Below are 26809 nucleotides of genomic sequence, written 5' to 3'. Positions count from 1 at the left end.
TCACGTTATATATTTTGAATACCTTTTAACACCAATATCAAAAACCAATTTCGCTATAAAAATTAAAATCAGTGTGACCAGAGTTTGAATAAAAAACCATTTCACACTCATTATTCCACTCGCTACTGAAGCTGGAACACCAGTTATAAACAAACACGGAAGTATGAACATTAAAATGAAACGAATTACACCATGAAAAGATTGTTCAGGTCTCACCAATACTTTAAAACAAGGATTTGAGTTCTTAATACTCACTAATGAAGCTGTCCAAAATATTGTTGTTCTTATGATCCATGTAATTGAAGTAAGTATTAAGACTCCTTCTAATGCCATTATAAAATGTAAAAAAACCAACAAAATATTAGTACCAAAGTAAATATGTACAGCAAAAAATAATACTAAAGATAAGAATGACAACAAACAATGCTCAAATGCAATATTTGTAGTCACATATAAAAATTGAGTATTTATAGGTAACGTTAAATGAGGCTCTAACTTTAATGACTTGACTTTTTTAACCAGCAAGAAGCTTCCTCTGCCAAATAAAAAAAGATAAAAATTATCGACCAAACATACCGTAGTAAAAAATATAATAATGAAATTATCAGATAAAATATAACCTGAAGATTGTGAATTTAAAATAGCATACCAAAAAAAGGCTTGTGCTATATAGTAACTAAAATTAACAAGAGCGGATAACCAAAAATTTAATGGGCTTTTTTTTGCTTCTGACAATCCATTCTTAAAACCAATAAATATAATTCTAAACATTACTATTATACCCTTGATTGTATTTTAACATATAATTCCAAGTAAAGTTAAAAATCATCATTAAACACACCATGACTAAGAATCCATTAAATATAAAATAAATAGATATTGAATTTGTTGCAATTTTAACTGGAACATAGGTAATATATTGAAATGGAATATAATTAAATATTGATTTTAAAGAATCACCAAACACATCTAATGGTATTAACGCACCTGAAAGGACCCATGACAAAGTATCCTTAATAATTATAAAAGAGTACGAACCTCTAAATTTGAATGCCATACATGACAATGTCATTGTTAAGTACAAGTTGATAAACAATCCTATACATAACTAAATAAATAGATATATAAAATTAGGAATATCCTTTTGGTATATAATTATAAATAGAATTAATGGAGACATTATAAACAATCTAGCTAACATTTGCCCAAAAGCATATTCTGAATAATATAATAGTATTGATTTTGGCATTATAATTAGTTTATCTATACTTCCATCTTCAATATGGAATGATAAATTTTCTGGAAATCCAGTAATACTTGTTAATTGAAATATAATAACAGACCACAATATATAAACTATTATCTCATCATGCGTATAGTTAACAAAACCATTTGATTTTGTCATGGTATCCCAAAAAGACAGCTCAACCGCATATAATGTTACAATTATAAATAAGTAACCAAATATTATATTCTTCGCCCTAATGGTTTCAATAAAAGAAAATTTAACTATCACAGAAAAGCCCCTCTAGATATAGTGCATTCTTTTCTTTCGAATTATTTTTATTTAGATTTATTTTTGATATTTCACTATCCTTCAAGAAAATAATATCTTTGCAAATATCCGCAATATCTATCATATTATGTGAGGTAATTAGTATTTTACTTTCATTATTTTCTGCATAATCTTTTAAGATATTGCGTAATAGAATTTGCGATTCTATATCTAATCCAATTGTTGGTTCATCCAATATCAGTAATTTTGGTCTATTAAGAAAGTGTATTAATAGGTTAGATTTTACAGATTGACCTAAAGAACATGTTTTTGCAGGTTTTTTTGCTACACTTCTAAGGTTCAACATTTCTATCATATTCTCAATGCTATTCTTATCATAATTACGTTTATATATCTTAGAAAAAAGCTCAATATTTTCATAGAGAGATAACTCCTCCCAGAGCATTGATTTATTACCAAAAACGATACCAAGATTAGATAAAAAATTAAGAGATCTTCCATTCGAATCAATACCAAAAACAGTAATATTTCCAGAATTTGGAGTTAAAATACCCGAAATTAGTTTTATTAAAGTTGTTTTTCCAGCGCCATTCTTCCCCAGTAATCCGATAATCTTGCTATCGTCAAATATTTCAATATTTGTATTTTCAAATAAAACCACTTCGATTTCATTTAATGAAAATATATTTTTGAAAATATTTTTTTTTATTTCTCTACTTTTATAACTAAAACATAAATCAGTGATTTTTATCATTTTAATTCACTATTTTTGTAAGTAATATGTCATTATCATGCATGATATATTCTTTTATTTTACTATTCCTACCATAAACAATAAAATTTTCTTTATCTATATTCATTATTCCTTTCGCATAATCTTGATCCCAAAATAACTTACCTAATATTTCACCCGTTTCTAAGTGCCAACTTAAAATATAGCGACTGTAACTTATTCCTATAATAATGCTATCATTATAAGTAATGAAATCTTCAATGGTATTTAAACCACCTTTATAAAACTCGGATACATGCTCCCATGACTTATCTTTTGCATCATATGTAATTAAGTCTATATTACTGGAGTTAACTACTGCTAATTTATTTTTATCAATCCACTTCATTCTTTTAGGGATTCTACTGTCTGTATATGCTACTGCATGATATCCATTTAAACTATCAAGTATTTTTACACTTCCAATTCTCTCTCCAATGGCTAACATACATAAATCAAAATTAAATGATATAGACCATACTGGCTCAGACTTGCTTTTATATACAACCCTAACATTATCTCCTTCTATTTTGTATACACATCCTGATTCCGAAGCAACATATATACTATTAAAACCAAAACATAAATCACGAACAGGAGATTCAATATTAATTATTTTAAAATCATCATCATGATTTTTAATCATGACCTTACCATTAGTTCCACCTAACACTAATAAATTTTCGTCCGAAATAGCTCGTTTTATATAATATCCCTCGTATTCCTTTTTTACCCTATAGTCAAATAGCTCTTTTTTGTTATCAGATGTAAATGAATAACCACCATCCTCCCCAAAGAATAGATCCTTACCCAAATAATTTACATATGTCCAAAAAGCGGATGGCGTTTCTTTCCTTAATTTTTCAACCTTTTTTGTTGATAAATTGAATTTAACTATACTTCCATCTCTAATCTGCAATATCAAATATGGAATATTATCTTTATATATTATATCTGACCACCTTATTTTAAATCTAGCCTCGTAAACTACTTCAATTTTCTCTAGACTTTCAACATCAATTCTATATACTTTCCTATCAAACGATGTCCCATAAGCAACTTTATTTATATAATCATATGTTACATGTTCAAAATCATCATTGGCAAACTTCGGCCCAATTTTATAATCTAAATTATGCTCATCTAATCGCACAACACATCTAGCATCTGTTGCTACAATATATTCGGAATCATTCACTTTTTCAAACCAGTGTACAGATTCGTTGATATTATCTAATTTAATAGTTCTTGTAGAACCATCTTTAATATTTATTTTCCCAACAATCCCATTACCAAAACCAACCAGAATATTATCATTCTCTGTCCAACATAACGTAACAATATCATATAATACGTCAAATCTGAAATTTGATATTATGTTTTTTTTGTCTGATAAATCAGCTATCATACATGTTGAATTAGGAGATCTGAAAGCAACCTTTGTTCCATCAGAATTAAGGGATATCCCTTGGCTTTCACCTCTAGAAACCTCATATCCATCTTCAACTATATTATTCAGACCATTGAATACACCATTTATTTTTATCTTTTCAGATAAAACTTCACCTATAATTACATCATAATTTTGTGATAAAGCCGCAAAAACTCCATTCTTTATATCTATTGCCACAATAGTTCCATTAGATACTTTTTTTTCATCTAAACAATCTAAATCGCTAAAATTAAAAAGTACTATTTCTCCAGTTTTTGTTCCTGCGAGTATTTTGTCACAAAATACCTTTGTTGCATGATAATGTTTCATTTTTCATATCCATATCATTTTTATTATTTTAATGCGAAGGCTATAACAGCCTTCACATTTCTAAATATTACTTATCGCTGTGCGATTTTAAAGGACGAGGAACAGTATTACGTACTTGCTTTTGCATTTTCATATTTCATCTCCAATTTAGATAAGTTTATTTATAAAGCACGGGATAACATAACATTATTATCCGTTACATAATTTATATTAAAAATAATATTTGTTGTCAATTTGTTTTTTAATACTCAATACATGCCACACAATATAGAAAAAATCAGACACCACCATCTAAATTAATCTTAATATCAAACTAACCAATTGATTTATATTAAAAATAATTGCAAAGCAAAGAATTATTCGATGATAATATTTACATAGGAAACTAAATTTTATATCTAAAATCAACAATAAAAATAATATTTATATTGTTAATTTTATAATTAAAGAATTTTATCCCTAAAATACAACTAAATTGTGCAAAGTTGATAACTAAAATTAGTTATAAAATATGTTTGTTAAATGAAGAAAAACAAAAAATTTGAACTGCATCACAGATAAGGGCATCTTAATAAAATGTCGTTGAAGTAAATAAAGTATCGGTGACTACCAAAATAGTCACCGAATTCGATAATAAAACAACTATCACCCGTCAATTACCATTACTTATTCTTTTAAAACGAACCTGTCATTGAATTAGCCAGTAATTTCCGTAAATTCCGCATTTCTCTTCCTTGATTAATGGCAACAGCACCGACTAATATTTCATTTTCGGTACCAATCAAAATGGCTTTATCTGACTGCAAATCCCCTTTGATATGCCACTTTTCAGCCTGCATATTACCAATCATCTGGATGTTAATGCCCCACTGATCGGTCCAGAACCACGGAGCGCCTGGTTGTGGGGGTTCCAGTTCCATCATGGCATGCGCGGCAATCGTCGCCTGGCGGTTAGCATTTTCCCAGGTTTCGCGACGCTGAAGCTCACCTGTCAGTGGTTCTCGCTGAAGGCAAACATCTCCGGCGGCAAAAATATCCGGCTCAGAGGTCCGGCAATGCTCATCAATGACGATACCACCATGGGTAGCCAAACCAGCATCAACCGCGAGTTTATCCCTGAATTCAGCGCCAATACCATAAATAATGATATCCCCAATCACCGTTTCTCCCGTGCTCAACTTCAGAACCAATTCATCACCCCGCTTTTGTGCAGAAACAATTTTGGTATCCAGGAAGAATTGAACCCCTTTTTCTTGATGACGATTCAAAAGGTAATTCTGCAATAACGGAGGGGCACAACGTCCCATGACGTTATCAGCCTGCTCGATAACGGTCACGCTGGCACCCAGTTCACAGGAAGTCGCCGCCAGTTCCAAACCAATAACACCACCACCAACAATCAAAACCCGTTTACCTTCTTTCACCGCCTGGCGTAAACGTTGCGCATCATCCAGTGTTCTCAGGGTATAAACATTCTTACCGAGCTGATCAAGTAACGGAAACCGTCTGGCCCTCGCACCCATGGTAAGCAGGAGTTTGTCATATCTGAGTTTGTCGCCATTTTCCATAACCACACAATATTCCGATGGAATAATACGACTGACCGGCTGACCCATACGCAAATCTATCCGGTTATTTAGATAAAATTCTTCAGAGAACAGATACTTAGGTTCCGTTTCCGATTGCGTCAAATACTCTTTTGATAAGGTAGGCCGTTCATAAGGTGCATGATATTCTTTACCAATTAAAATAATATCGCCATCAAACTGTTGCTGTCGCAAGGTTGCGGCAGCCATCGCCCCCGCTTGCCCTGCCCCGACAATAATAAAAGTCTGACTTCGCATATTACGCTCCTATTTAAGCCACAGGTTGAGCGCTGACCATTGCCATTCCTGCCAACCACTCCCGAATAGGTTGGTAATAATGCCGTTGTGCTCGATATTCGCCATAAACAGAAAGTGCGGCAAAAGCCGCAATCCAACAACGAATCTCCTGTCCTCCTTTACCGCCCTGAATGGCAATTGCTTCATCCGTTAATGAAGCAAGACGCTGTATATCTCCACGACAAAAAATATTTAGCAATTCGTCATCCCATTGAGGATTCAATGGAACAGCAACATTTTCGCCACGAACCAACGCTTCTCCAACGGCAATCACTCGATTTTGCCGTTTCTGACGCGCCTCTTTTGTTGGATTTCTGCCTGCTATCAAGAATTCCTCAATTTGCGGTGAGGCAGCCTGTCCAATTTGTTGTATCGGTGGATCATGTGATAAACCACCAGAACCCAACAACAATACCCGCTGATCTGTAGTAGATAAAAATTGACCAACTGCACGGCCTAATGCAACCGCACGATGACACCCAGGTAATGGCTTGGCTGCACAGTTAATAAATATTGGGATGGTTGGATAACGCTGTAAATCCTGACAAAGCAGCATCAATGGCTGGGTAAAACCGTGATCCACCTGCATCCGCCAGGATTGAGCAACATCAATTCCTGCGTTATATAAAGCAGAAATTAATTCTTTCGCGGTGTTCTCAGGAACGTTTAGCGGTCCTTTACCAATATCCCAATCTCCCACCGCGTTCGCCCTCACCCCAACACAAAATGCCGGCATAAGATCATAGAAGAAGCCATTAAAATGGTCAGGCGCAAAAATCACAATCAACTGTGGATCATATTCTTTCACCTGTTCAGCCAGTTGCTGGAAAACCTGCCGAACATGCTTTTCTGTCTTTTCAGCAGGAGAACAAAAATCCATCAAAGGTGTGTGTGAGGCACAAATTAATTTAACAGTCATCTGAATTCCTCTTCTTATTTGGTGGCATCACTCCCGCTGTGACCTGGCGAATCCCACGGATACTTAACCCTGCATCAGCGGTTATCATGACACCGGTTAAGGTGCGATTGTTTGCACGAGAAGCAAGCATGACATATGGGCCGGTGAAATCTTCCGGCTGAGGTGTGAATTGCAAAGGTAAAATCGTACCGATGATTTCCGGTGGCAAGCTGTCTATAACAGATTGATCTTGTTGGGATAATGCTGCAGGGCCTCGGAGATCACTTGGCATACCACAAGGCGCAACACCATTAACTCTGATAACCGGTGCCAGTTCGTAAGCTAGCTGGCGGATCATCCCGACTGCACCATGCTTGCTGGCGGTATACAGCACTCCACCTCCACCAGAAAACCATGATGAACCTGACAGCGTAAAAATCATGCTGCCTTCTGATGCGGTCAGGGCCGGCAATGCAGCTTTAGCACCTAAAATGTACCCTTTCAAATTAACAGCCATCAGCTCATCAAACCCTTTATCAATCTGTTCTGCTGATGCATCAAGCAAGTTAATTTTGTGATCCCAAATACCAGCATTACCAACAAAGCAATCTAGCTTGCCAAAACATCGGACAGTTTCAGTTACTGCCCGCTCGTTATCTGCAAAAGAGACGACATTACCTTGAATAACGCAAACATCTTTACCAAAGCAATGAACCAAGGCAGCCGCTTTCTCCACAGATAATTCCAGTATGCCAACTTTGGCACCTTCAGCGATAAAACGCTCCACCAAAGCCAATCCCAAACCGGAACCGCCGCCAGTTAGTAAAATGACCTGATCTTCAAGCCAACTCATTATTACCCCTCCGGTACTGTGATATAGATTTTTCCATCCTCAACAACAACAGGATACGTTTTCAATGGTTCTGTAGCGGGAAGGCAAAGCGCCTTCCCAGTTTTGAGACAAAAGCTGGCCGTATGCAGTGGACACTCAACTGTCGCATTGTCTTCCAAATATCCTTCGGATATAGAGGCATTACCATGACTGCACCGATCATCAACAGCATAGAACTCACCGTCACAGTGAAAAAGTGCAATATCGGGTGTGTATTCAACCTTACGCGCTTCTCTATTAGGCAGTTCTTCAATAGTACATACAAATAACTGGCTCATCAGAATAAGACACTCAAGTTATGGAAAGTTAAAACCGCCTGGTCCAAGGTAATTTCACGCTGGCAAATCAACCAGTTACCGGTTTCCAAATTACGGCGAACACAATCCAGCCGCTTACCGACATAAAAAGCTTCGTCTCTCTCTTTTTGCGAACGGTACAGCAGATAATTGGACTGAACATGAAATTGGTCAGGCGAATCAGTTTCAGTAATCACCAGATTTGTTATTAAATGGCGAGTGCGGGACGGCGGTTCTTCGGCCCATGCCATACCGGTTTCCAACCGGGCAATTCGACGTTCAAGCTGAAATTTATTGTCGTTAAATAACCAAGTCGTTGGTGGTTGGATGCTTTTGCGGCGATCACGGGTTTGTGCATTAACAATAGTGCGCATGGTATAGCTGAGATCTTCCGATAACAGCTCAAGCCAGTCACGAAATTGCCATTCATCCAGTAAAGCTGCTTCGTAATACAGAAACTGGCTTATTTCATAATGCAGCTCTGACGTTACCCGCTTTTCTTTATTGATGATAAGTTCTTTCATTTAACCAACTCCCGCCGATAAACTTGACTCTTTTGTTCTATCTCATCCCAGGTTTCACTGGTGAGTAAGTCAGCCCAACGTTGATACATGCCGCGGGCTACAGTTTCAGAAAAAACATCGTTGGTCACACCTGGAATTCCATCACCCCGTACTCTTTCTCGTCCCAGTCCCATTTCCAGACACAACGAGCTGTTACGCGCTTTGTAGCCTCTGAGTACCTTCTGGATTTCCACCCAATTTTCTGAATCATCTTGTTCCAGAAAACCTGACGGACCAAATGCACGAGTCGTACTGTTTTCAAACGCCTGTTTTACCTCCGGAGAAGCTGCTTTATCTGCAATGCAAAATGCCCAGACCTCCACTTGGTCTGGCCCACGTGGATGCCAAACCCGCATAGTCGCAGTACCGTTTAGCCAGGAAAGTGTCGGGAAAATATTGTTATGACCCGCAAGACGCAATGCCCGGACTTTCCCCAAACGTTGCTCTACTTCGGTATAGGTTTCACGGTAATAATGGGCAACAGCACCATCAACCCAAACGTTGGCATCCGGTTTTTCTGTCAAGAAAAATCCACAACCGTGTCCATTTTGAGCAAATTGCACCGCATCTTTTGCCGTTTCCCAAACTGGCCGGGCAGTCTGACCCGCACCCAATGCTTTTTCATCGTCACTATCTTTTACCCCTAAAACCTGTACAGCAGAGGCATGACTATATAAAGCATGGTACTGATCACCTGCAAACTGCTCAGCCGGGAATTTCCAGTTACAGTTGATGAGCCATTTTTGTACACCGCCAATAACTTCTGTTCCTCCCTCTCGGCGATCCAGTACACCATCAAGATACCAAGCCATATCACCGAGATAATCAATCAAGGACGGTGCAGTGGTATCCCAATTACCGAAAATTAACCCTTTATAACTTTCCACACATGGCACTTCCTGAAGGCTCCATTTCTCTTTACAAAGCCCATGAGGATAAGCACGTGTTTCCAACGGAACATCAACTAATCGCCCATCAACACCGTAAGCCCAGCCATGATAAGGACAAGTAAACGCGCGAGTATTACCACTATCTGCGTAACAAACCCGCATAGAACGGTGACGACATTGATTTAGAAAAGCTTTAACAGAACCATCTTTCTGGCGGACAACGACAACACTGTCCTCTCCCATATAAGTATTAAAAAAGTCGCCCGGACGCGGGATTTGACTCTGGTGAGCCAAAAATAGCCAACAACGACCAAATATTCTTTCAAGTTCTAATTGATAGAGTTCAGGATCGATATAAATCTGAGGAGTTACACGACCAGCTCGGGCATCAATCAGGCGGTAGATATCTGAATTTTTGCTCAATGTCATATTATTTTATCCTCATGTAAAAGAAAGGTTGACTTTTTGCCAACTTGCAAAATGAATGCTATTAATAGATTAATAATTTGTGAAATACATTGTTTGTTTAATTTAAGACTTTTTTTCGATATATGAGGAAACGGCAATGGAATTAAGGCACTTACGCTACTTTATTGCAGTGGCAGAAGAATTAAACTTTACTAAAGCTGCGAAAAAATTACATACTGCTCAGCCTTCGTTAAGTCAGCAAATAAAAGATTTAGAAGATTATATTGGATCTACCTTATTAGAAAGGAACAAACGCCGAGTTTCTTTAACCAAATCTGGAGAAGTTTTCCTACAACAAGCCAGAATCATTCTTGATAACGCAGAGAAAGCTAAAAAAATGGCACGCAAAGCCGCCGAAGAACAAATTGTGCTAACTATTGGATTTGTACCATCAGCCGAAGTTAAAGTATTACCTGAAGTTATTCCAACATTTCGTTTTTCTCATCCTGGATCAAAAGTAGAGCTCATTAGTTTATTTCATCCAGGGCAAGAAGAAAAATTATTACAAGGTGATATTGATGTCGCTTTTATGCGTCCACCAATAGAGAGTGATTATATTGATTTTAAAGTTATTCTTAATGAACCCCTGGTTGTTCTGATGCCAGCTAATCATAGACTCAGATACTGTGAAAAAATTTCAGTCAATGACTTACATGGTGAAAACTTTATTGCCACTGATCCGATACATTCCGGTATATTACAACAGATTATAGAAAGTTATTTCGCTGAACATAATGTTGTCCCTAATACTATTCAAACAGCTAATAATCTATTACTCATTTTAAATATGGTCAGTATGAATTTAGGATGTGCAATAGTACCATTCTATATCACGAGTATTATGACGGATGCTGTTGTCTGTCGGCCATTATCAGGATCTTCACCCACAATAGAGCTAATAATGGCATGGCGAAAAGACAACAAGTCAGAATTATTAGCACATTTAATAAATGTTGTTGAGAGTAAATATTTATAAATATAAGAGTTATCGTTTTCACATTTCATGCCAGACATATTAAGTATTAGTGAATATCCCTATCCACCGTTATATTAATAATGAATTAACCCAAAGAAAGTAAAGGAGATATCACGTGTCAATATCGACTAATCTTCAACATAAACCAGTACAACCTGAGTTTCGTTCTCTTTGGTCTGCAATTGCTAGCGGTGAAGTTCATCTGCACTATATTGATGTAAAAGGGATAAGAACTCGTGTTCTTGAAGCTGGCAATGGTCCTACTCTGATTTTCCTGCATGGTATTGCCGGCCATCTTGAAGCCTATATGCGCAATATCTTGCCCCATGCCACCCACTTCCGTGTACTGGCAATTGATATGTTGGGGCATGGTTTCACGGATAAACCCGCCCGTGCCTATGAAATTGACGATTATATAGAACACTTGCGGGATCTTATCGAAACATTAAATCTGAAGAAAATTCATCTTTCTGGTGAGTCTCTAGGGGGATGGATTGCAGCCCGATTCGCGGCAAAATATCCGCAATATATTCACCGTCTGGTGTTGAACACCGCGGGCGGTATGATTGCTGATCCAAATGTGATGGAGCGCTTGCGTACTCTGAGCTTGAATGCAGTTAAAAACCCAGATCGGGAAGCTACCCGCAAGCGCCTTGAGTTCCTGATGGAAGATCCTGATATCGTGACAGAGGACCTGGTTGAATCCCGTTTTGCTATTTATCGTCAGCCAGATATGTTGTCCGCAATGGAAAGCATCATGTGCCTGCAAGATATGGATACTCGTTTACGTAATCTCCTGACCGAAAATGAGCTGATGCAGATTCAAGCTGAAACGCTGGTATTATGGACAACCCATGATCCAACAGCATCAGTTTCTGTAGGGCAACGGCTTGCCAGACTGATCAAAAACAGCCGTTTTGTTGTCATGGAGCAGTGCGGTCATTGGCCCCAATATGAAGATCCAGACACATTCAACCAAATTCATATTAATTTTCTGCTAAACGGCAATAAATAACGTCCCTTGCAAACGAGTGATATTCCAAGCGGAATGTCACTTCTATTGCCTGACCTGGAGCAACAACCAATGAATAATGTGATAAACCACCTCAGCGCAAAACTGTTTCAATCATGGCGGAATAATCAAGCTATCGCTCCCATTTCTGATAATTATCCAGAATTGACATTACACGATGCTTATCTTATCCAGCAAAAATTTATTGCCCATCGTCTGGAAACAACAGGTGAGCGAATTATTGGTAAAAAAATCGGTATCACTAGTCAGGCGGTTATGGATTTATTGGGAGTAGACCAGCCAGATTTTGGTATTCTCACCTCAGATATGTATTGCGAAAATAATTCCACTGTATCCGTGCAACAACTAATTGCCCCCAAAGCTGAAGGTGAAATTGGTTTTATCCTGAAACGTAATTTGCGTGGCCCGGGTATCACGGTTGCAGATGTGCTGCAAGCGACAGATTATGTCGTACCTTGCATCGAAATTGTCGATTCCCGAATCCGTGACTGGAAAATAAAAATCACAGACACCGTTGCTGATAATGCTTCATCAGGCTTATTTATCATTGGCGATGGAACCCGTCTGCCATCAGAAATTGATTTAGCTACCATTACAATGACGCTGGAAAAAAACGGTAAATTGATTGACACCGGTATTGGTGCTTCTGCACTGGGGCATCCAGCCAACGCCGTTGCCTGGCTAGCGAATATGCTAGGAACGTTGGATATGACCTTGCTCCGTGGAGAAATCATTCTCTCTGGTTCTCTCGCTACGATGGTGCCAATTAATGCTGGTGATCAGTTGAAAATCAATTTATCAGGCTTGGGATCTGCTAGAGTCAATTTCGTCTGACAAGGCGAGTCACCCAACACCCACTGAAAATATGTTTGTTCCTGACAAACATTTATCGGGATAAACCGTTTATCCCCCCAAGTTCAGTGCCTTAACCGCCAACTGTGGACTATTAAAAACTCAAATTACCTACCCCAAAAAGAGGCGGTAGGTTCAGTGACTGCGATATTTTAAGACCGACATCCATTTTCATAACAGGTGTGGGCTACCGCCAACTTTCCAGCAACTTCCGCGATATTAATTAATACCGCCATATTTGCTTTCGCAGAGACCCCATCGGTTTCTCGGTCAATCATTCTCATCAGATACTTTGTCAACGAATTACCAACAATATTATTCCTTTTAGCCTCTAATACCGCTTCTCGTATAATCATATCAATCTTTTGACTATCTATCGCATCCTCAGGCTTAGTTGGCGTCGTAATTAATATCCCTTTTCCTCCCGGCAACATCCAATTTATTTCAATAGCTTTGGCAATTACAGCGAGTTCATCAAGACGTTGTGGACTTTTGAATCCGCTGGAACGACAGTAAAATGCAGGAAAATCATCCGATTGATAGGAGATAATTGGCACATTCCACGTTTCCAAAAACTCCAATGTTAATCCAATATCGAGGATATTTTTTGCGCCAGCACATACTACAGCAACACGGGAACGCGTTAACTGAGTCAAATCTGCTGATATATCCATACTCGTCTCCGCGCCCCGATGTACGCCACCAATACCCGCAGAACAGAAGAACTTAATACCCGCTATTTCTGCTGCAAGCATCGACGATGCCACCGTTGTAGCCCCCATGCCACCACTCGCTAACACAACCGGAAGATCTCGACTCGTGACTTTTGGAACGTAAGATGCTGTCGCAAATTTCTCAATTTGCTCAGCTGACATCCCAATTAAAAATTCACCATTATCTATTCCTATCGTTGCGGGTATTGCCCCACTTTTACGCACAGCCTGTTCAACACGCTTAGCTGTTGTAACATTATCAGGATAATCCAGGCCATGTGTAATTACATTGGATTCCAGAGCAACAACCGGTTTTCCTGATTCAAGTGCTTCTTTTACCTCAAGGCTGAATTTAAGTGGAACGCTATAACTGATACTCATGCTATATACCTTTTAATTTTCTTGATATTATCCCCGTTTATGTTTCAAGTTGCCTCTTTGTTGGCTGTACTCACCCCGGTCACAGAGTTATCTATGCTCCCGGGGATTCGTTCCCTTGCCGTCGCGCTGCAACTCGAAATCTATTGGGTATATATTTATTATTTAATCTTACGGATTGTATTTTTATATTACCGGCAATTTAAAAGTTAGATTATTTTCCCAATCTCAGCAACACCTTCATTTTCCAACAGTTGATAGTGATCCGATATTAATTCAATTATTTTAGGAGATATTAATGAAACCACGTCCGACTTTTCAATAAATGAATCATTATCTTTATTCGCCTTGAAAATAGTGATAGGCGCCTTTAGATGTCGGCAATCAAGCTCATCAACACTGTATTTGAAATCATAAGTTAAAGTCACAATCCTAACGATACGCTTTATTAATGATGGAGCCAAGTTTTTAAAACGACTACATATAAAGTTAATGAATGTCGTTTCACTATTCACCTGTTCCAAACAAGTTTTAACCATTGGACTATTAATCGAACGGGCAAACACAGAAAAAAGTATTTGAACAAAAACCGGATTAGTAAATTCAGCGCCTTTATCATGATATTCCTCTCGCGTCATATGAAGATGAGGAGATCCCGGTGCTAACAGGTTCAACACTTTAACTTCTTCTCCAGCTTGTTCAAGCTGGTACGCAGCCTCAAATGCTACCCTGGCACCAAATGAATATCCCCATAATGTATATGGCCCTTCTGGCTGTATTTTCTTTATCTCTTTAATATCCTCTTGTGCCATTTTCTGGATAGATGAAAATGGTATTTCACTCTCATTTATCCCATATGCCTGTATTCCATAAAATGCCCTGCCACGGGCAACTTTATTGGCAAGCAACCTCAAACTCATAGGATATCCACCCAAACCTGGCCAGCAGTAAATGGGGTCCTCACTTGCTTGATTCAATAAAATTAATCTTGATATTGTTTTAGAATCTGCTTGTTCAATCCATTTAGCCAATGCTGCTATATTAGGAGATTGAAAAAGTATCTGTAGCGGAAAACAAATATTAAAGGCCACATTGATCTTATTAACCATAGCAACCGCCATCAAAGAATTACCACCACTTTCGAAAAAATCATCGTGGGCAGACACTGAATCCCATTTCATCACTTCCATCCAAATTTTTCCAAGCCTCAATTCAATATCTGTACGTAATGGCACTAATGGTCTCTGTGTTGAAATATCCTCTATAACTTTAGATTCCGACAAAGACTGGTAATCTACTTTTCCATTAGCCGTCAAAGGTAATTTATCGAAAACTAATACCTTATTTGGAATCATATATTGAGGAAGTTGTTGATGCAGATCATCTTTAATCATCTCAACGGGCCCTTTCATATGAACAATATCCTCTTTCATGCCTTCACTCGTATATTGCTCTTGGCTAATCCCTCCACCTATGCAGAAATAAAATGCCGCCATGGGTCTATCAAGTGCATTGAGAATAGATCGCATCCTTTTCGCCGAAGGTAAATCATTATTACTCTTAGAGCTGTAACCTGATGACATTAATCCAATACACAATTGATTACTTTGTAACGCATGTAGTCGACGACCCAGTGTAATATAATAATGCCATTCAGGGACACAACGTGGAATAATTGACACACCAAAACTGGAACGATCATAAACTTGCTGGTTAATCGCGATAACATCCTTTTTCCGAACAATATCATTACTTATTCGTACAAATTCTCCATTAGAAAAGTGATATAAACCACACGGCATCTCAGATATTTTATTATCATGTGTTTGTAAATAAATATCAGTATCAAATGGTCGCAATCTATTTTCATAGCTACATATTTCAAATGCACCGAGGTAATTATCCTGAATATCACCATCATACCAATCAGGGCATTCAGTTTGATACTCACCTTCACCAATACCTAAGCCGATTTCCGGCAATACATCGTCAAAGAGACCAATCATATGACCCGCTTCCATTTCCAGAACTTCTTGTATATTGTTCTTATAAACGGGTTCAATGGCTTCATGCTTTCCAATAAAATGTACTTTTATCGTTGGTTTTTGCCGACAATTCAATGTCGAAATTTTTATTAACTTATGTGTCACTGGATGATAATAGTAAATTCCCGCATCCAAACCGAGAACATTATGCAATTCAAAATACATTTGCGTTGCATAGAGAGCACCTGGTGAAGCATAGGCATATTTGGGCAATAAACGTTGATTACTGGTAAATTGACCAAAATAACGCAACACATAGCCGAAATCTTTGAGGGTTAAATCACTCAGTGGCAAAGAGAAAATTTCATTCGATTTAGTGGCTGTCAGCCATGTTTTTAATTTCTCCACCGTTATTTCTGTTCCTTCAAAATAACGATATGTCTTGCGACCAAATGCAGATTCTCTTTGTTTTTTCTCCCCTTCTTTAAAAGGAAGTAAGATTTCAGTACGATTTTTACATAATTCCTCACTGCGACAACCCGAATTAGAAAGTTGGGCTTTCACCTGTAGTTTATTGGCTTTTGATTTGTGATGAGAACTACTATTACCTTGATCCATCAGCGCAGCCTCTTTCTCATCCAATTCCACACAGGCGATGAGATTTTGGAAACCCGTTCTGGCATCTTTCTTAATTAACATTGCCGCCGTTTTTATCCAGCTATGCTCTTCAATCGCATGACGTATTTCGTCAAGCTCAATACGGTAACCTCGTAACTTGACCTGGCTATCAACCCGACCAGCAAAATATGTATTACCATCAGCCCCTCTGGTCACCAGATCTCCCGTTCTATATAACTGCTGATGTTTAATTCCGGATACAAGGTGATTAAAAATAAACTTATCTTTTGTCATTTCTGGTTTGTGCAAATAGCCACGTGCTAACTGAGCACCTGAAATATAAAGCTCACCAACTTCTCCAACAGCCACAGGCAATCTGTCCTCATCAAGAACATAGTATTCTGTATTATCTACAGGTGTACCAATTGAAATAGACGTTTGATAATGTGGCAAAGTCTCATTTGTCACCCGGAAATACGATGAATTAATCGTACATTCTGTTGGACCATATAAATTAATTAATTCACAATGAGTAAAACTATTCAGAAATTGGGCGGCTAATTTGGTTGTCAGCGCTTCTCCCCCACTGAATACTTGAGTTAATGATAAGCAATCCAAAAAATTAGGATTATCGAGTAATGCTTGCAGTAAAGTAGGAACACATTGCAAAGTCGTCACTTGATGCTGAAGAATGGTTTTAATAATTGCATCCGGATCACGATAGCATCCTAAAGGACCAATAATCACTTGGCAACCGATTGCAGGTGCTAAAATTTCCCATTGCGCAGCATCAAAACTCATTGGCGTTTTCTGCAAAATCCGCGAGTGAGCTCCTAGCCTAAACGTTTTTGCAAGAAACCTCATTTGATTCACAATACTGTGATGTTCAATCATGACGCCCTTTGGTTTACCCGTACTACCAGAGGTATAAATAATATAAGCCAGACTGGTAGATTCGGGAACTTGAGTCGTGTTTAGAATATTATCTATTGTTCGTGTTTTCATCGTCATGGCGACATCTTCCGGTGTCACAATTAATACTGATTTTGGTGCAATGTCTTGTAGCTGCTCTTTTAAATGCGATTGCGCAAAAATCACATCAATGCCAGAATCTTCTATCATATATTTAAGGCGTTCAGCTGGATAATCAGGCGATAATGGCAAATAAGCTTTATCCGCTGATAAAATACCCCACGCACCACAAATTAAATCTATAGAAGGGTCACAAAAAAGCCCAACACCCACCGAATTCTTTGAGCTAACTTCTGACAAACAATACCCTATTTCTTTCACTTTCAAATAGAAGTCAACATAGCTGAGCGATTCTTCTTTATCAATAACAACATACTCATCTGCCTGGCGCTTAAGTTGATTCTCAAGCATATCCATCAACGTTATTTCTTTTTCTTTAAGATCAACATCAGTAGTTAAATCACATTGTTTAATATTATTTTCTAACATTTTCAGTAACTTTATATAATAATAAAATAAATGTCTCCGTAGTTAAAAATGACATTTTATCTACGAAATTATAATTGTCTTTTTACTCATGATTTATGACTTATATTTCATTAAAATCATTTAATCAAATGACGTCAAATAAAGACATATTCTTTGAGTTAAAGATTATCTAAAAAAATTAATTTATTAGATGATGAGATTAATAAATTTAAATTTTGATTATTCAATACTCTCCGTAAATAAAACGGTTATGACTTTCCTTGGTGATATATTAAAATATTTATTCGTAATTTCGTGATCAGATTTATTTATCTGAATGCATCTGATCACAATATGAAGTTATTAATCAATTAATTTATTATTCTTTAAATATTTCAATATTAGTTGAGATACTGTAGAACACTTTTCCCTATCGTCATAGTTCATCCATGCTATTTTCTCAATCTCTGATGATGCTCGTATTTCTCCTTTAAATTCAGATTGATAACAAATCACTTTCACAATAATACCTTCGGAAGCTTTATCTGCTTGCGCATCAAATGTTTTTACATAGCTAATTGTGTCAGCGAGGATTGAAATAGAAAGTTCTTCTTTTATTTCTCTCACCAAAGCATCTTTATCTTCTTCACCAATTTCTCTCTTACCACCTGGGATATAATATAATTCTTTTCCTCTAGATTTTGTCATTAGTAATTTTCTGTCTTTAATACAAATCCAAGCCAACTTATCTATTATACAATTCATTATTATCTCCATTAAATAAAGGCTTAAGGGCCAATCTATTATTCAATCGGTAATTCTTCGAAAGAGGGAGGAAGCAAAGGCGTACTTGTAAATTGATTTGCTGCTGCCCGATAAATAGTTAAACCGTATTCTTTCCACAATTGATGCATAACATAAACAAGTTTCGGATTATGTTCTTCTTCTTCCTCTAATGCCCTGGCAATAATATGCGCCCACTCCTGCTCCCAGAGAGAATAAGTCATTTCGTCTTTCTTGAAAGAATAAACCTGATTAAGCGCAAAAAATTTAGCCGACTTCGATAAGTCAGTTGTTGAGAACAGAATACATAACAGACCAACCCAATAACATTTAATAATATTTTTACTTTCATTAGCTGGCAAACGTGAAGCGATCTTTTTCATTGCAAACAGCGAAGTAACTAAATGAAGAAGCAAAAAATCACCGGGTTTAGCGAGATAAATCAATGTCACGACATAGCACAATTGAGCCCAACTTTCTTCTACATTTTGTGTCTCTATCCAAACCGGCAAACGGTATATTTCTGGATGACCTTGCATCAAGAGACGAGCAATACGATATTGAAGGCCGGATCTTTTTAATTCAGGATGGATTAAATCAGTATCGGCTAAATCTTCATTATCAATCAATGAATTCACCCAATCAGTTAATTCTACTTTTCTCTTTTCCCACAATGTTGAAATTCTCAATATAGAATCAAAAACATTCTTATCGTTTAGAGAGCTATCAGTAAAAGCGTTCTCCAAATGGCAAGGAACATACGAGAATGCCATATAAGCAAGCCCTTCAATAATCATCCAAGGATGATCGATATCCAATGCCCAACCTAAATGGATTGTACCGTGGGTTAATGCACCAGCCCATCCAGGTAAAAGAGTCGGCATATGTTCTTGTAATACCTGTTCAAGCCCTTTGTTTTTAATTTCTTCTTCAAAATAATCACAGTAAGAAGAATAACTTGTTCTTTTACCCAAGAAATGTTGCCAGTTCGTACTATCTATCACATGTTTTGATGTTTTAGGTAATTCAAGCCCCATACCATAGGGCGTCAATTTAGTATAATTATCATAATAGTCTTTAATTCTGCCAGCATTGATCCCTAAACCATGCAGCGCTATAACAGCATGTTTAATGTGATTAGTAAGATGGCCGTTAAATTCAATATGATATGAACGATCATTAAGTAATTTATCAATCATTTTTTTACCCTACGTTAATGATTATATTCTTATTTTGACTCAGTCGTTTTTCTAGTGAGATAAATCCCGACTAATACAAACAGTACTCCAACAATCCTCACTAACCCGGGAGTAATACCCTGATATAGCCAATCAAGCAGTACCGCTGATAACATTTGCCCTGCAATAACAAGCACAGCGGCATTCATCGCACCTAATTTAGGGAAAATATAGCTACTTACTGCCACAAACAGAGCACCAAACACTCCACCCATATAAGCCGCTATTGGGATAGCATTAAAATCCCATTCATTCCACTGCCAGCTCGATAAAAGCGTCAACATCACTGTTAGTAGAAAAAAACCACCTATATGATTCCAAAGCGAAGCACCAAAAGCACCAATCGAGACACTCAACTGTCCATTAATCGTTCTTGTCGCCGCAATAAATATGCCATTTAATAAGGCAATAAAAATCAAACTCAACATTAGTTGCTTCCCCCGAATAGAATTAACATACTGCCAAATAGAACGAAGCAAATAACATATAAATCTTGTATCACTATCTTTCTTTTTCTTGTTCCTAAAAGTCCAAAATGATCAGCAACCAGACCAAAAAATATTTGCCCAACTAATCCTAATGAAATTGTACTAGACAACGGTAGTCCACCATTAATAACAACCGCCGCTAACACAACAGTAAATGCACCAGGAATACCACCGAGATAAAACCATATAGGAATATTCGATTTCGTTTGTTTCTTTTCGTTCGTTTCTGTTTTAGAAAAGAGCGTAGATACAATAATATACAATATCAATGCAACAATCGCGCCAATACCATGAGCGACCCATGATGCAAAAAAGGGTGTCGTACTTTCCGACAAAATGCTATTGGTGTAAATCATCAACGTCAGTAGACTTCCACCAATAATTGCCAGTAAAATATTTCTTATCGTATTAATCACTTAAGCATATTCTCCTCAATAATACGGAGTACATCATCAAAACAATTAGCCATCCAAGTTGGCTTAGCTTCTTCCAACGTACAGACATTATGTATACCATATGTCACCGCGATTGATCGCATACCAACTGAATTCGCCATATAAATATCGTGAGTTGTATCACCTACCATGACCGCCATCTCTGGCATAGCATCATAGTATTCCAAGATTTTCCTACCTGATTCTGGATCAGGTTTAGGTTTTGAAACATGATCAGCACCAATTACCCTATCAAACACAGCGTCTATACCCGCAGCCTGAAGTAATGCTGTTGCACTTGCTGTAAATTTGCTGGTCGCTACTGATAGCTTTATTCCCCATTTATTTAAAGTCATTAATCCATCTGCAACACCAGGAAATAACAATTCCTTTGCTTTCGGCAGAATACATAAACGATACTGCAATTGATATTGTTCAACAGCTTTAGAGATTAACGCCTCTTCAGGAGATATATTTAAAAGAGTTGCAAATGCTTTCTCTAAAGGTAGCCCAATCGTAGTGCGAATGTTTTCATCTCCCGATAATGGAATATTTAACACGTTAAAAACAACATTGAACGTTTCCACTATTGCTCGAGAGGTATCAAACAATGTACCGTCCAAATCGAAGATAAGTATTTTTCTCATTAAAACACCTTTAAAAGATCATCAATTATAAAAATGAAAAAATACTCACTTAGTAATTTGGAGATTTAATCAAAAAATTTTTTTTAAACTTAATTTCAGGGGAATAAACCTTTTCATTCCATTTGTCTTTTTCGATTGGCTCTAATGAAATGGAAATAACATCCTCTTTGCAATTAAACATTTTTTTTACCACCTTAATCAATTCTAAAGATAAGGTATCTTTATCTTCTTGTGAAAGATAGACAGGAAAATGTTTTATACTAATATGTGGCATAGGTAATCCTCAAAGATATATACCCTTCATCCTTCAAGTTGCTGCTTTATTGGCTGCGTTCATTCACCCCAGTCACATAGTTATCTATGCTCCTGGGGATTCGTTCACTTGCCGCCGCGCTGCAACTTGAAATCTATTGGGTATAATTAATCTACTTCTGTTATATCGTATTCACGATGGTTGATAGGTTCCAAAATAGCGATCACCAAAATCACCGATACCTGGATTCATAAAAGCATCTTTATTAAGCCCATTCTCAATTGAAGAAGTAACAAGTTGAATTTTAGGGTATGATGCCATGATCCTTTGAAGACCAACAGGAGAAGCAAGAAAATTAACAATAATAATATTATTTTCAGACACCCCTTTTTCCTTTAATAAATCTATAGCCTTAGCTAATGATCCTCCCGTAGCCAGCATAGGCTCAAAAAGTAAAATAGTTCTCTGCGCAATATCATCAGGTAAGTTGGAATAATAATAGTGAGGAAGTTTTGTTAATTTATCTCTTTGAATAAGAATTTTCCCCGTTGGAAAATCAGGATACATTCTTCGGTATTCACCTTCTATACTTTCTCCCGCACGTATTATCGAAACACCACAAATTTTAGTGTTTAAAATAGTTCCGTTATAAATATCCCCAATTGGGGTTTGAATATTATGAGAGGTATAGGGTAGCAATTCAGATGCCGCCTCTAATAATAAACGAATGATACGATCAGAATAAAACACAAACTCCGATTGTTCGGCTTTACGATTACGCGCTTTTGTATGCAACGAAGTCAAATACTGACTTTTCGGCAAAACATGTACGTTCTTATAATTATCCATGATAACTCCAAATTAATGTTTATACCCTTTATCCTTCAAGTTGCTACTTTGTTGGCTGCGTTCACTCACCCCAGTCACATCGTTATCTATGCTCCCGGGGTGTTTTCTGTAGTTACAGGCGCAATCAGGTAACATAAGACAGATATTTTGGTATATTTTGACGTTTCAACAGTGTACTTTAAAAACCGAACCTATTTCTGGGTGAATATCTAGTGTCGATTTTATAGAGAGAGTGTTTAGCAGAATTTATTCATTGTGCTTTTACCTCATTCTACCACTACACATTTAGAACATCATATATCGATTGAAAGATAAACTCTCATATCTATTTTTTTAATGCAATAGCCAGAATCTACGGTATTCGTGTTATATATTGCTATTCTATTATTTAAATAGTTGTATTTAACAATAAAATCAAAAATAATGTGTTTAAATTTAAACCCTATTTTCTGATTTGTCTTATTTCTCTATAATCCTTTATAGGATTCATCATCTGATTTATCAGAAAAATAAAAAAATAGATAGACGCTAAAAGATAACTGCTATCCGCTTTTTCCTCACTGACTGAGAGATAGGCTGGATATTGTCGATAATATTACAAACATTAATGAACGAATTGCAACATTTTAATCAATACCACAACGCCTTGCTTTCCTTCAGCGTCGAGAAGTTTGTCCTACCCTACTTAACCCCTTACCAAATTCAAGCCGCTGATATTGAATACCGTTTTGTTATGACAACGACCAAACATCAACTCTACGCCACGTAATAATTTAATGTGATAATTTCTTATCGCTAAGATAAAGGGTAATACATTTTCTCAAATAAATTGCAGAAAACTATTATAGCTCTTACCAGAATCATAAAGAGATGCTAAAGTTGAGCCATATCAATATTTCTAACGAGCATGCCATATGATCCAGGAAAAACGTGTTATTCGACGAATCCAGTCCGGTGGTTGTGCGATCCACTGCCAGGATTGCAGCATTAACCAGCTGTGCATCCCTTTCACCCTGAATGAGCACGAGCTTGATCAGCTCGATAATATCATTGAGCGTAAAAAACCCATCCAGAAAGGACAAACCCTGTTTAAAGCAGGCGACGAGTTGAAATCTCTTTATGCTATCCGTTCTGGAACAATTAAAAGCTACACCATCACTGAAGAAGGTGATGAACAAATTACCGGCTTCCATCTCGCTGGGGATTTAGTGGGTTTTGATGCCATCCTGAATACTCAGCATCCAAGTTTTGCACAAGCCCTGGAAACATCAATGGTTTGTGAAATCCCATTCGAAACATTGGATGATCTGTCGGGTAAAATGCCTAATCTCCGCCAACAAATGATGCGCCTGATGAGTGGGGAAATTAAAGGCGATCAAGAAATGATACTGTTGTTGTCCAAGAAAAATGCTGAAGAACGATTGGCGGCATTTATCTATAACCTTTCCCGCCGTTTCGCTCAGCGCGGTTTTTCACCTAGAGAATTCCGTTTAACCATGACCCGCAGTGATATTGGTAATTATCTCGGTTTAACCGTTGAAACAATCAGTCGTCTGCTTGGACGTTTCCAAAAAAATGGTACTCTTGGCGTAAAAGGTAAATACATCACTATTGAAAATATGGATGCATTATCTGATTTAGCTGGAAAAAAATCTGTCTCAATTTCCTGATCTTTAAGCCAGATCATCTTATTTTGTTGATCTGGTTCACCACTGACCTGTCCGGTTTGCTTATCTTGGTTTATCTTTAGTATTGAAGATTGAAGAATATTTTGTCTAGCCTCTGTGAGGAACCATTATGGCAAACTATCAAAACCTCTTAGTTGCAATTGACCCAAGGCAGGACGATCAACCGGCATTAAGACGTGCAGTTTATATCGTGCAACGTAACGGTGGCCGGATTAAAGCCTTCTTGCCTGTTTATGATCTATCCTATGAAATGACCACTTTGCTTTCCCCTGAAGAAGCTAGTGCTATGCGTCAAGGTGTGACCAACCAGCACATAGCCTGGCTTAAACAGCAAGCTCACTACTATCTGGAAGCCGGCATTGATATTGAAATAAAAGTGGTATGGCACAATCGGCCCTACGAAGCGATCATTCAGGAAGTCATTGCTGATAAACATGATTTGCTTCTGAAGATGACACTCAAACATGACAAGCTGGGATCTTTGATTTTCACCCCACTTGACTGGCAGTTATTACGCAAATGCCCATGTCCGGTATGGATGGTAAAGGACCAGGTATGGCCAGATCAAGGCTCTGTTCTGGTCGCGGTTAACCTATCTGATGAAGAGTCATACCATCATGAATTGAACTTGAAACTCGTCAGGGAAACCCAGGACCTGGCAAATCAGATAGTGAAAAACCCAGAAATTCATTTAGTCAGCGCTTATCCTGTAGCACCGCTGAATATTAGTGTTGAACTGCCGGATTTCGATCCAAGCGTTTATAACAATGCACTACGTGGTCAGCACCTTATCGCCATGAAAGAACTTCGCCAGAAATTCTGCATTGATGAAAAATATACTCACGTTCATGAAGGGCTACCGGAACGGGTTATTCCTGGAATGTGTGATGAAATGAGTGCTGGTATCGTTGTTCTCGGTATTCTTGGCAGAACAGGACTGTCAGCGGCTTTTCTGGGAAATACCGCAGAACATGTGATCGACCATCTAAAATGTGACCTTCTGGCCATCAAACCAGATGGTTTTGAATGTCCAATTAAAGCAGCCAAAGAATAAATAGTACTAAAATGATAGCAATCTAAACGCGTAAGGTGCTTATCTGTCTGTTCTGGTTACTGCCAATTCCTCGACCAGACAGACGCACCGCAAACGTCATCCTAATCAACAATTGGGGGAGGATAATTCGAGCATACCTTACAGGAGAACATCAGACTGGAAGAGGAAAGTTCTATCTTAGGTCAACAATTCGTAAAGTTAGATCGGCGTTAGCTTCAGGTGAAGTAAGTAAGGCTTTAGCCGTTGAAAAAACTAGGGGATTTTTATAACCAATTGATAAATAAAAATTTTAATGGGGGAAATTAAATTAATGAATAATTTAGAAGATACAGAAAGATATTATGATAATTTAGCAAATAATTATGATTATTTTTACAATGACAACATAAGCTTGGCGGAAGATGAAATTATTAAAGATATTATTTCTAAATTAGTCATTCCATTTAGCAGTGTACTAGACTGTGGTTGTGGTACTGGATTGGCAAGATATCTTATGAAAGATATTCCTTGTCAATATACAGGCATCGATATTTCAAAAAACATGTTAGAAATAGCAAAGAATAAATATCCAGAATGCCATTTTATTCATGGTGATTGCTCAAAAATGCCCTATATAAAGGACAATTCCGTTGATAACATCATTTCGCTAAACGGTGTCTTTTCTCACATTATTAATTACAATGATGCCATACAGGAAATGTGGAGAACACTCAAACCCGGTGGTAATCTATTTATTATGGTATACAGTCGCTTTGCTATAAAAAGGTTACTTTCCGGCAAATCTTTCAATATATACCCAATAGATTTCAAGTTGCAGCGCGGCGGCAAGTGAACGAATCCCCAGGAGCATAGATAACTATGTGACTGGGGTGAGTGAAAGCAGCCAACAAAGCAGCAACTTGAAGGATGAAGGGTATAAAAAGCGGGTATGATATACGGAACAATATAAAAAAAAGAAAGTCTTGCTCACCTGCCGTTTTTTGGTCTTTAAAATCGTTAAAGAAAGAATTTAATTGCTTTAATGAAATTGAGATTTTTGGGTTAAATATACTCGCTAGCATTTTAAAAAAACAAAACTCAATTGAGGATATAATTTCTTTTTTGAGGAAAGAAAGGCATCTTCCTCTGTTTGTACAGCAGTTTTCCCATGCATTAATTTTAAAGGCTAAAAAATGAAAGAAATCATAATGTTTTTGAATTTTTTTTAATATGTGCCATATTTTATACCCAATAGATTTCGAGTTGCAGCGCGGCGGCAAGTGAATGAATCCCCAGGAGCATAGATAACTATGTGACTGGGGTGAGTGAACGCAGCCAACAAAGAGGCAACTTGAAAGATAACAGGTATAGTGTCATTTTTCTCTTCTAATCTTATTATCATGGGACTAATAATATTTCAAAAAATAAGATTTTTAGAGAAAAGAGGAAACAATAAAATTT

General features: G+C 37.3%; 27 protein-coding genes. 7 read left to right on the top strand and 20 right to left on the bottom strand.

What is annotated here, in order from left to right:
- The 11 genes from BDD30_RS19335 to hcaE form a co-directional block, all read right to left on the bottom strand.
- Positions 1–771, bottom strand: a complete 771-nt coding sequence (locus BDD30_RS19335; RefSeq protein WP_015834484.1) for an ABC-2 family transporter protein — start codon at positions 769–771, stop codon at positions 1–3.
- Entirely contained in the window at positions 764–1096 is a 333-nt protein-coding gene (locus BDD30_RS24375; protein WP_282958056.1) for an ABC-2 family transporter protein, read from the bottom strand. Before BDD30_RS24375 ends, BDD30_RS19335 begins: the two co-directional genes overlap by 8 nt.
- Before the next feature lie 12 nt (positions 1097–1108).
- Positions 1109–1516 (bottom strand): hypothetical protein, encoded by a 408-nt coding sequence (locus BDD30_RS24370; protein WP_249039943.1) that lies wholly within the window; start codon positions 1514–1516, stop codon positions 1109–1111.
- Entirely contained in the window at positions 1506–2270 is a 765-nt protein-coding gene (locus BDD30_RS19325; RefSeq protein ID WP_015834486.1) for an ATP-binding cassette domain-containing protein, read from the bottom strand. Before BDD30_RS19325 ends, BDD30_RS24370 begins: the two co-directional genes overlap by 11 nt.
- Position 2271: 1 nt before the next feature.
- Complete coding sequence (locus tag BDD30_RS19320; RefSeq protein WP_015834487.1) at positions 2272–4050, bottom strand: hypothetical protein; 1779 nt, start codon at positions 4048–4050, stop codon at positions 2272–2274.
- Positions 4051–4724: 674 nt separating this feature from the next.
- Positions 4725–5894, bottom strand: coding sequence for a phenylpropionate dioxygenase ferredoxin reductase subunit (hcaD, locus tag BDD30_RS19315; RefSeq protein ID WP_015834488.1), 1170 nt, complete (start codon positions 5892–5894; stop codon positions 4725–4727).
- Between the two features lie 13 nt (positions 5895–5907).
- Positions 5908–6852 carry a 3-carboxyethylcatechol 2,3-dioxygenase gene (locus tag BDD30_RS19310; RefSeq protein ID WP_015834489.1) on the bottom strand — a complete coding sequence of 315 codons (945 nt, stop codon included), beginning with the start codon at positions 6850–6852 and terminating at the stop codon, positions 5908–5910.
- On the bottom strand, positions 6842–7684 hold the full coding sequence (gene hcaB / locus BDD30_RS19305; RefSeq protein ID WP_015834490.1) for a 3-phenylpropionate-dihydrodiol/cinnamic acid-dihydrodiol dehydrogenase: 843 nt from the start codon (positions 7682–7684) through the stop codon (positions 6842–6844). Before hcaB ends, BDD30_RS19310 begins: the two co-directional genes overlap by 11 nt.
- A 2-nt stretch (positions 7685–7686) precedes the next feature.
- Positions 7687–8001, bottom strand: coding sequence for a 3-phenylpropionate/cinnamic acid dioxygenase ferredoxin subunit (gene hcaC, locus BDD30_RS19300; protein WP_015834491.1), 315 nt, complete (start codon positions 7999–8001; stop codon positions 7687–7689).
- Positions 8001–8543, bottom strand: coding sequence for a 3-phenylpropionate/cinnamic acid dioxygenase subunit beta (gene hcaF, locus BDD30_RS19295; protein ID WP_015834492.1), 543 nt, complete (start codon positions 8541–8543; stop codon positions 8001–8003). The genes hcaC and hcaF overlap by 1 nt, the downstream gene beginning before the upstream one ends.
- Entirely contained in the window at positions 8540–9901 is a 1362-nt protein-coding gene (hcaE, locus tag BDD30_RS19290) for a 3-phenylpropionate/cinnamic acid dioxygenase subunit alpha (protein WP_015834493.1), read from the bottom strand. Before hcaE ends, hcaF begins: the two co-directional genes overlap by 4 nt.
- A 136-nt stretch (positions 9902–10037) precedes the next feature.
- Between hcaE and hcaR the strand changes: the two genes are divergently transcribed.
- The 3 genes from hcaR (at position 10038) to BDD30_RS19275 (ending at position 12783) form a co-directional block, all read left to right on the top strand.
- On the top strand, positions 10038–10916 hold the full coding sequence (hcaR, locus tag BDD30_RS19285; protein WP_015834494.1) for a DNA-binding transcriptional regulator HcaR: 879 nt from the start codon (positions 10038–10040) through the stop codon (positions 10914–10916).
- Positions 10917–11031: 115 nt separating this feature from the next.
- Positions 11032–11931 (top strand): alpha/beta fold hydrolase, encoded by a 900-nt coding sequence (locus tag BDD30_RS19280; protein WP_015834495.1) that lies wholly within the window; start codon positions 11032–11034, stop codon positions 11929–11931.
- Positions 11932–12000: 69 nt separating this feature from the next.
- Complete coding sequence (locus BDD30_RS19275) at positions 12001–12783, top strand: fumarylacetoacetate hydrolase family protein (RefSeq protein WP_015834496.1); 783 nt, start codon at positions 12001–12003, stop codon at positions 12781–12783.
- Between the two features lie 170 nt (positions 12784–12953).
- Here BDD30_RS19275 and BDD30_RS19270 read toward each other — a convergent pair whose 3' ends face one another.
- From BDD30_RS19270 to upp, 9 genes are all read right to left on the bottom strand, one after another.
- Positions 12954–13895, bottom strand: coding sequence for a pseudouridine-5'-phosphate glycosidase (locus BDD30_RS19270; protein WP_015834497.1), 942 nt, complete (start codon positions 13893–13895; stop codon positions 12954–12956).
- A 206-nt stretch (positions 13896–14101) separates the two neighbouring features.
- On the bottom strand, positions 14102–17956 hold the full coding sequence (locus BDD30_RS19265; protein ID WP_015834498.1) for an amino acid adenylation domain-containing protein: 3855 nt from the start codon (positions 17954–17956) through the stop codon (positions 14102–14104).
- A 342-nt stretch (positions 17957–18298) separates the two neighbouring features.
- Entirely contained in the window at positions 18299–18700 is a 402-nt protein-coding gene (locus BDD30_RS19260) for an NUDIX hydrolase (protein ID WP_015834499.1), read from the bottom strand.
- Between the two features lie 38 nt (positions 18701–18738).
- Positions 18739–19917, bottom strand: coding sequence for a questin oxidase family protein (locus BDD30_RS19255; protein WP_015834500.1), 1179 nt, complete (start codon positions 19915–19917; stop codon positions 18739–18741).
- A 29-nt stretch (positions 19918–19946) separates the two neighbouring features.
- The gene (locus BDD30_RS19250) at positions 19947–20384 is read right to left on the bottom strand and encodes a DMT family transporter (RefSeq protein WP_015834501.1); all 438 of its coding nucleotides are present in this window, start codon (positions 20382–20384) and stop codon (positions 19947–19949) included.
- Positions 20384–20860: a DMT family transporter gene (locus BDD30_RS19245; protein ID WP_015834502.1), complete on the bottom strand. Its 477-nt coding sequence runs from the start codon at positions 20858–20860 to the stop codon at positions 20384–20386. Before BDD30_RS19245 ends, BDD30_RS19250 begins: the two co-directional genes overlap by 1 nt.
- Positions 20857–21525, bottom strand: coding sequence for an HAD family hydrolase (locus BDD30_RS19240; protein ID WP_015834503.1), 669 nt, complete (start codon positions 21523–21525; stop codon positions 20857–20859). The genes BDD30_RS19245 and BDD30_RS19240 overlap by 4 nt, the downstream gene beginning before the upstream one ends.
- A gap of 49 nt (positions 21526–21574) precedes the next feature.
- Positions 21575–21799: a tautomerase PptA gene (gene pptA, locus BDD30_RS19235; RefSeq protein ID WP_015834504.1), complete on the bottom strand. Its 225-nt coding sequence runs from the start codon at positions 21797–21799 to the stop codon at positions 21575–21577.
- A 171-nt stretch (positions 21800–21970) separates the two neighbouring features.
- The gene (gene upp / locus BDD30_RS19230) at positions 21971–22627 is read right to left on the bottom strand and encodes a uracil phosphoribosyltransferase (protein WP_015834505.1); all 657 of its coding nucleotides are present in this window, start codon (positions 22625–22627) and stop codon (positions 21971–21973) included.
- A gap of 914 nt (positions 22628–23541) precedes the next feature.
- Between upp and fnr the strand changes: the two genes are divergently transcribed.
- The 4 genes from fnr (at position 23542) to BDD30_RS23265 (ending at position 26545) form a co-directional block, all read left to right on the top strand.
- Entirely contained in the window at positions 23542–24297 is a 756-nt protein-coding gene (fnr, locus tag BDD30_RS19225; protein WP_015834507.1) for a fumarate/nitrate reduction transcriptional regulator Fnr, read from the top strand.
- A 127-nt stretch (positions 24298–24424) separates the two neighbouring features.
- Entirely contained in the window at positions 24425–25369 is a 945-nt protein-coding gene (gene uspE, locus BDD30_RS19220; RefSeq protein WP_015834508.1) for a universal stress protein UspE, read from the top strand.
- Positions 25370–25679: 310 nt separating this feature from the next.
- Positions 25680–26201 (top strand): class I SAM-dependent methyltransferase, encoded by a 522-nt coding sequence (locus tag BDD30_RS19215; RefSeq protein ID WP_158307067.1) that lies wholly within the window; start codon positions 25680–25682, stop codon positions 26199–26201.
- 74 nt (positions 26202–26275) lie between these two features.
- Entirely contained in the window at positions 26276–26545 is a 270-nt protein-coding gene (locus tag BDD30_RS23265; RefSeq protein ID WP_041381900.1) for a hypothetical protein, read from the top strand.
- Positions 26546–26809 lie beyond the last annotated feature (264 nt).

This window comes from Photorhabdus asymbiotica (assembly GCF_003634575.1).
Classification (GTDB): Bacteria; Pseudomonadota; Gammaproteobacteria; order Enterobacterales; family Enterobacteriaceae; genus Photorhabdus; species Photorhabdus asymbiotica.
The sequence above is the reverse complement of the archived record's forward strand: the minus strand, read 5'-3'. Positions and strand labels throughout refer to the sequence as shown.

Excerpts from the sequence above, each read along its gene's own strand:
- uspE (WP_015834508.1), top strand. The coding sequence starts at position 24,425 with ATGGCAAACTATCAAAACCTCTTAGTTGCAATTGACCCAAGGCAGGAC.
- upp (WP_015834505.1), bottom strand. The coding sequence starts at position 22,627 with ATGGATAATTATAAGAACGTACATGTTTTGCCGAAAAGTCAGTATTTG.
- hcaC (WP_015834491.1), bottom strand. The coding sequence starts at position 8,001 with ATGAGCCAGTTATTTGTATGTACTATTGAAGAACTGCCTAATAGAGAA.
- BDD30_RS23265 (WP_041381900.1), top strand. The coding sequence starts at position 26,276 with ATGAAGGGTATAAAAAGCGGGTATGATATACGGAACAATATAAAAAAA.
- BDD30_RS19260 (WP_015834499.1), bottom strand. The coding sequence starts at position 18,700 with ATGAATTGTATAATAGATAAGTTGGCTTGGATTTGTATTAAAGACAGA.
- hcaR (WP_015834494.1), top strand. The coding sequence starts at position 10,038 with ATGGAATTAAGGCACTTACGCTACTTTATTGCAGTGGCAGAAGAATTA.
- BDD30_RS19270 (WP_015834497.1), bottom strand. The coding sequence starts at position 13,895 with ATGAGTATCAGTTATAGCGTTCCACTTAAATTCAGCCTTGAGGTAAAA.
- BDD30_RS19255 (WP_015834500.1), bottom strand. The coding sequence starts at position 19,917 with ATGATTGATAAATTACTTAATGATCGTTCATATCATATTGAATTTAAC.
- hcaE (WP_015834493.1), bottom strand. The coding sequence starts at position 9,901 with ATGACATTGAGCAAAAATTCAGATATCTACCGCCTGATTGATGCCCGA.
- BDD30_RS19325 (WP_015834486.1), bottom strand. The coding sequence starts at position 2,270 with ATGATAAAAATCACTGATTTATGTTTTAGTTATAAAAGTAGAGAAATA.
- BDD30_RS19320 (WP_015834487.1), bottom strand. The coding sequence starts at position 4,050 with ATGAAACATTATCATGCAACAAAGGTATTTTGTGACAAAATACTCGCA.
- BDD30_RS19275 (WP_015834496.1), top strand. The coding sequence starts at position 12,001 with ATGAATAATGTGATAAACCACCTCAGCGCAAAACTGTTTCAATCATGG.
- BDD30_RS19240 (WP_015834503.1), bottom strand. The coding sequence starts at position 21,525 with ATGAGAAAAATACTTATCTTCGATTTGGACGGTACATTGTTTGATACC.
- pptA (WP_015834504.1), bottom strand. The coding sequence starts at position 21,799 with ATGCCACATATTAGTATAAAACATTTTCCTGTCTATCTTTCACAAGAA.
- BDD30_RS19250 (WP_015834501.1), bottom strand. The coding sequence starts at position 20,384 with ATGTTGAGTTTGATTTTTATTGCCTTATTAAATGGCATATTTATTGCG.
- BDD30_RS19310 (WP_015834489.1), bottom strand. The coding sequence starts at position 6,852 with ATGACTGTTAAATTAATTTGTGCCTCACACACACCTTTGATGGATTTT.
- hcaB (WP_015834490.1), bottom strand. The coding sequence starts at position 7,684 with ATGAGTTGGCTTGAAGATCAGGTCATTTTACTAACTGGCGGCGGTTCC.
- BDD30_RS19215 (WP_158307067.1), top strand. The coding sequence starts at position 25,680 with ATGAATAATTTAGAAGATACAGAAAGATATTATGATAATTTAGCAAAT.
- hcaD (WP_015834488.1), bottom strand. The coding sequence starts at position 5,894 with ATGCGAAGTCAGACTTTTATTATTGTCGGGGCAGGGCAAGCGGGGGCG.
- hcaF (WP_015834492.1), bottom strand. The coding sequence starts at position 8,543 with ATGAAAGAACTTATCATCAATAAAGAAAAGCGGGTAACGTCAGAGCTG.
- fnr (WP_015834507.1), top strand. The coding sequence starts at position 23,542 with ATGATCCAGGAAAAACGTGTTATTCGACGAATCCAGTCCGGTGGTTGT.
- BDD30_RS19265 (WP_015834498.1), bottom strand. The coding sequence starts at position 17,956 with ATGTTAGAAAATAATATTAAACAATGTGATTTAACTACTGATGTTGAT.
- BDD30_RS19335 (WP_015834484.1), bottom strand. The coding sequence starts at position 771 with ATGTTTAGAATTATATTTATTGGTTTTAAGAATGGATTGTCAGAAGCA.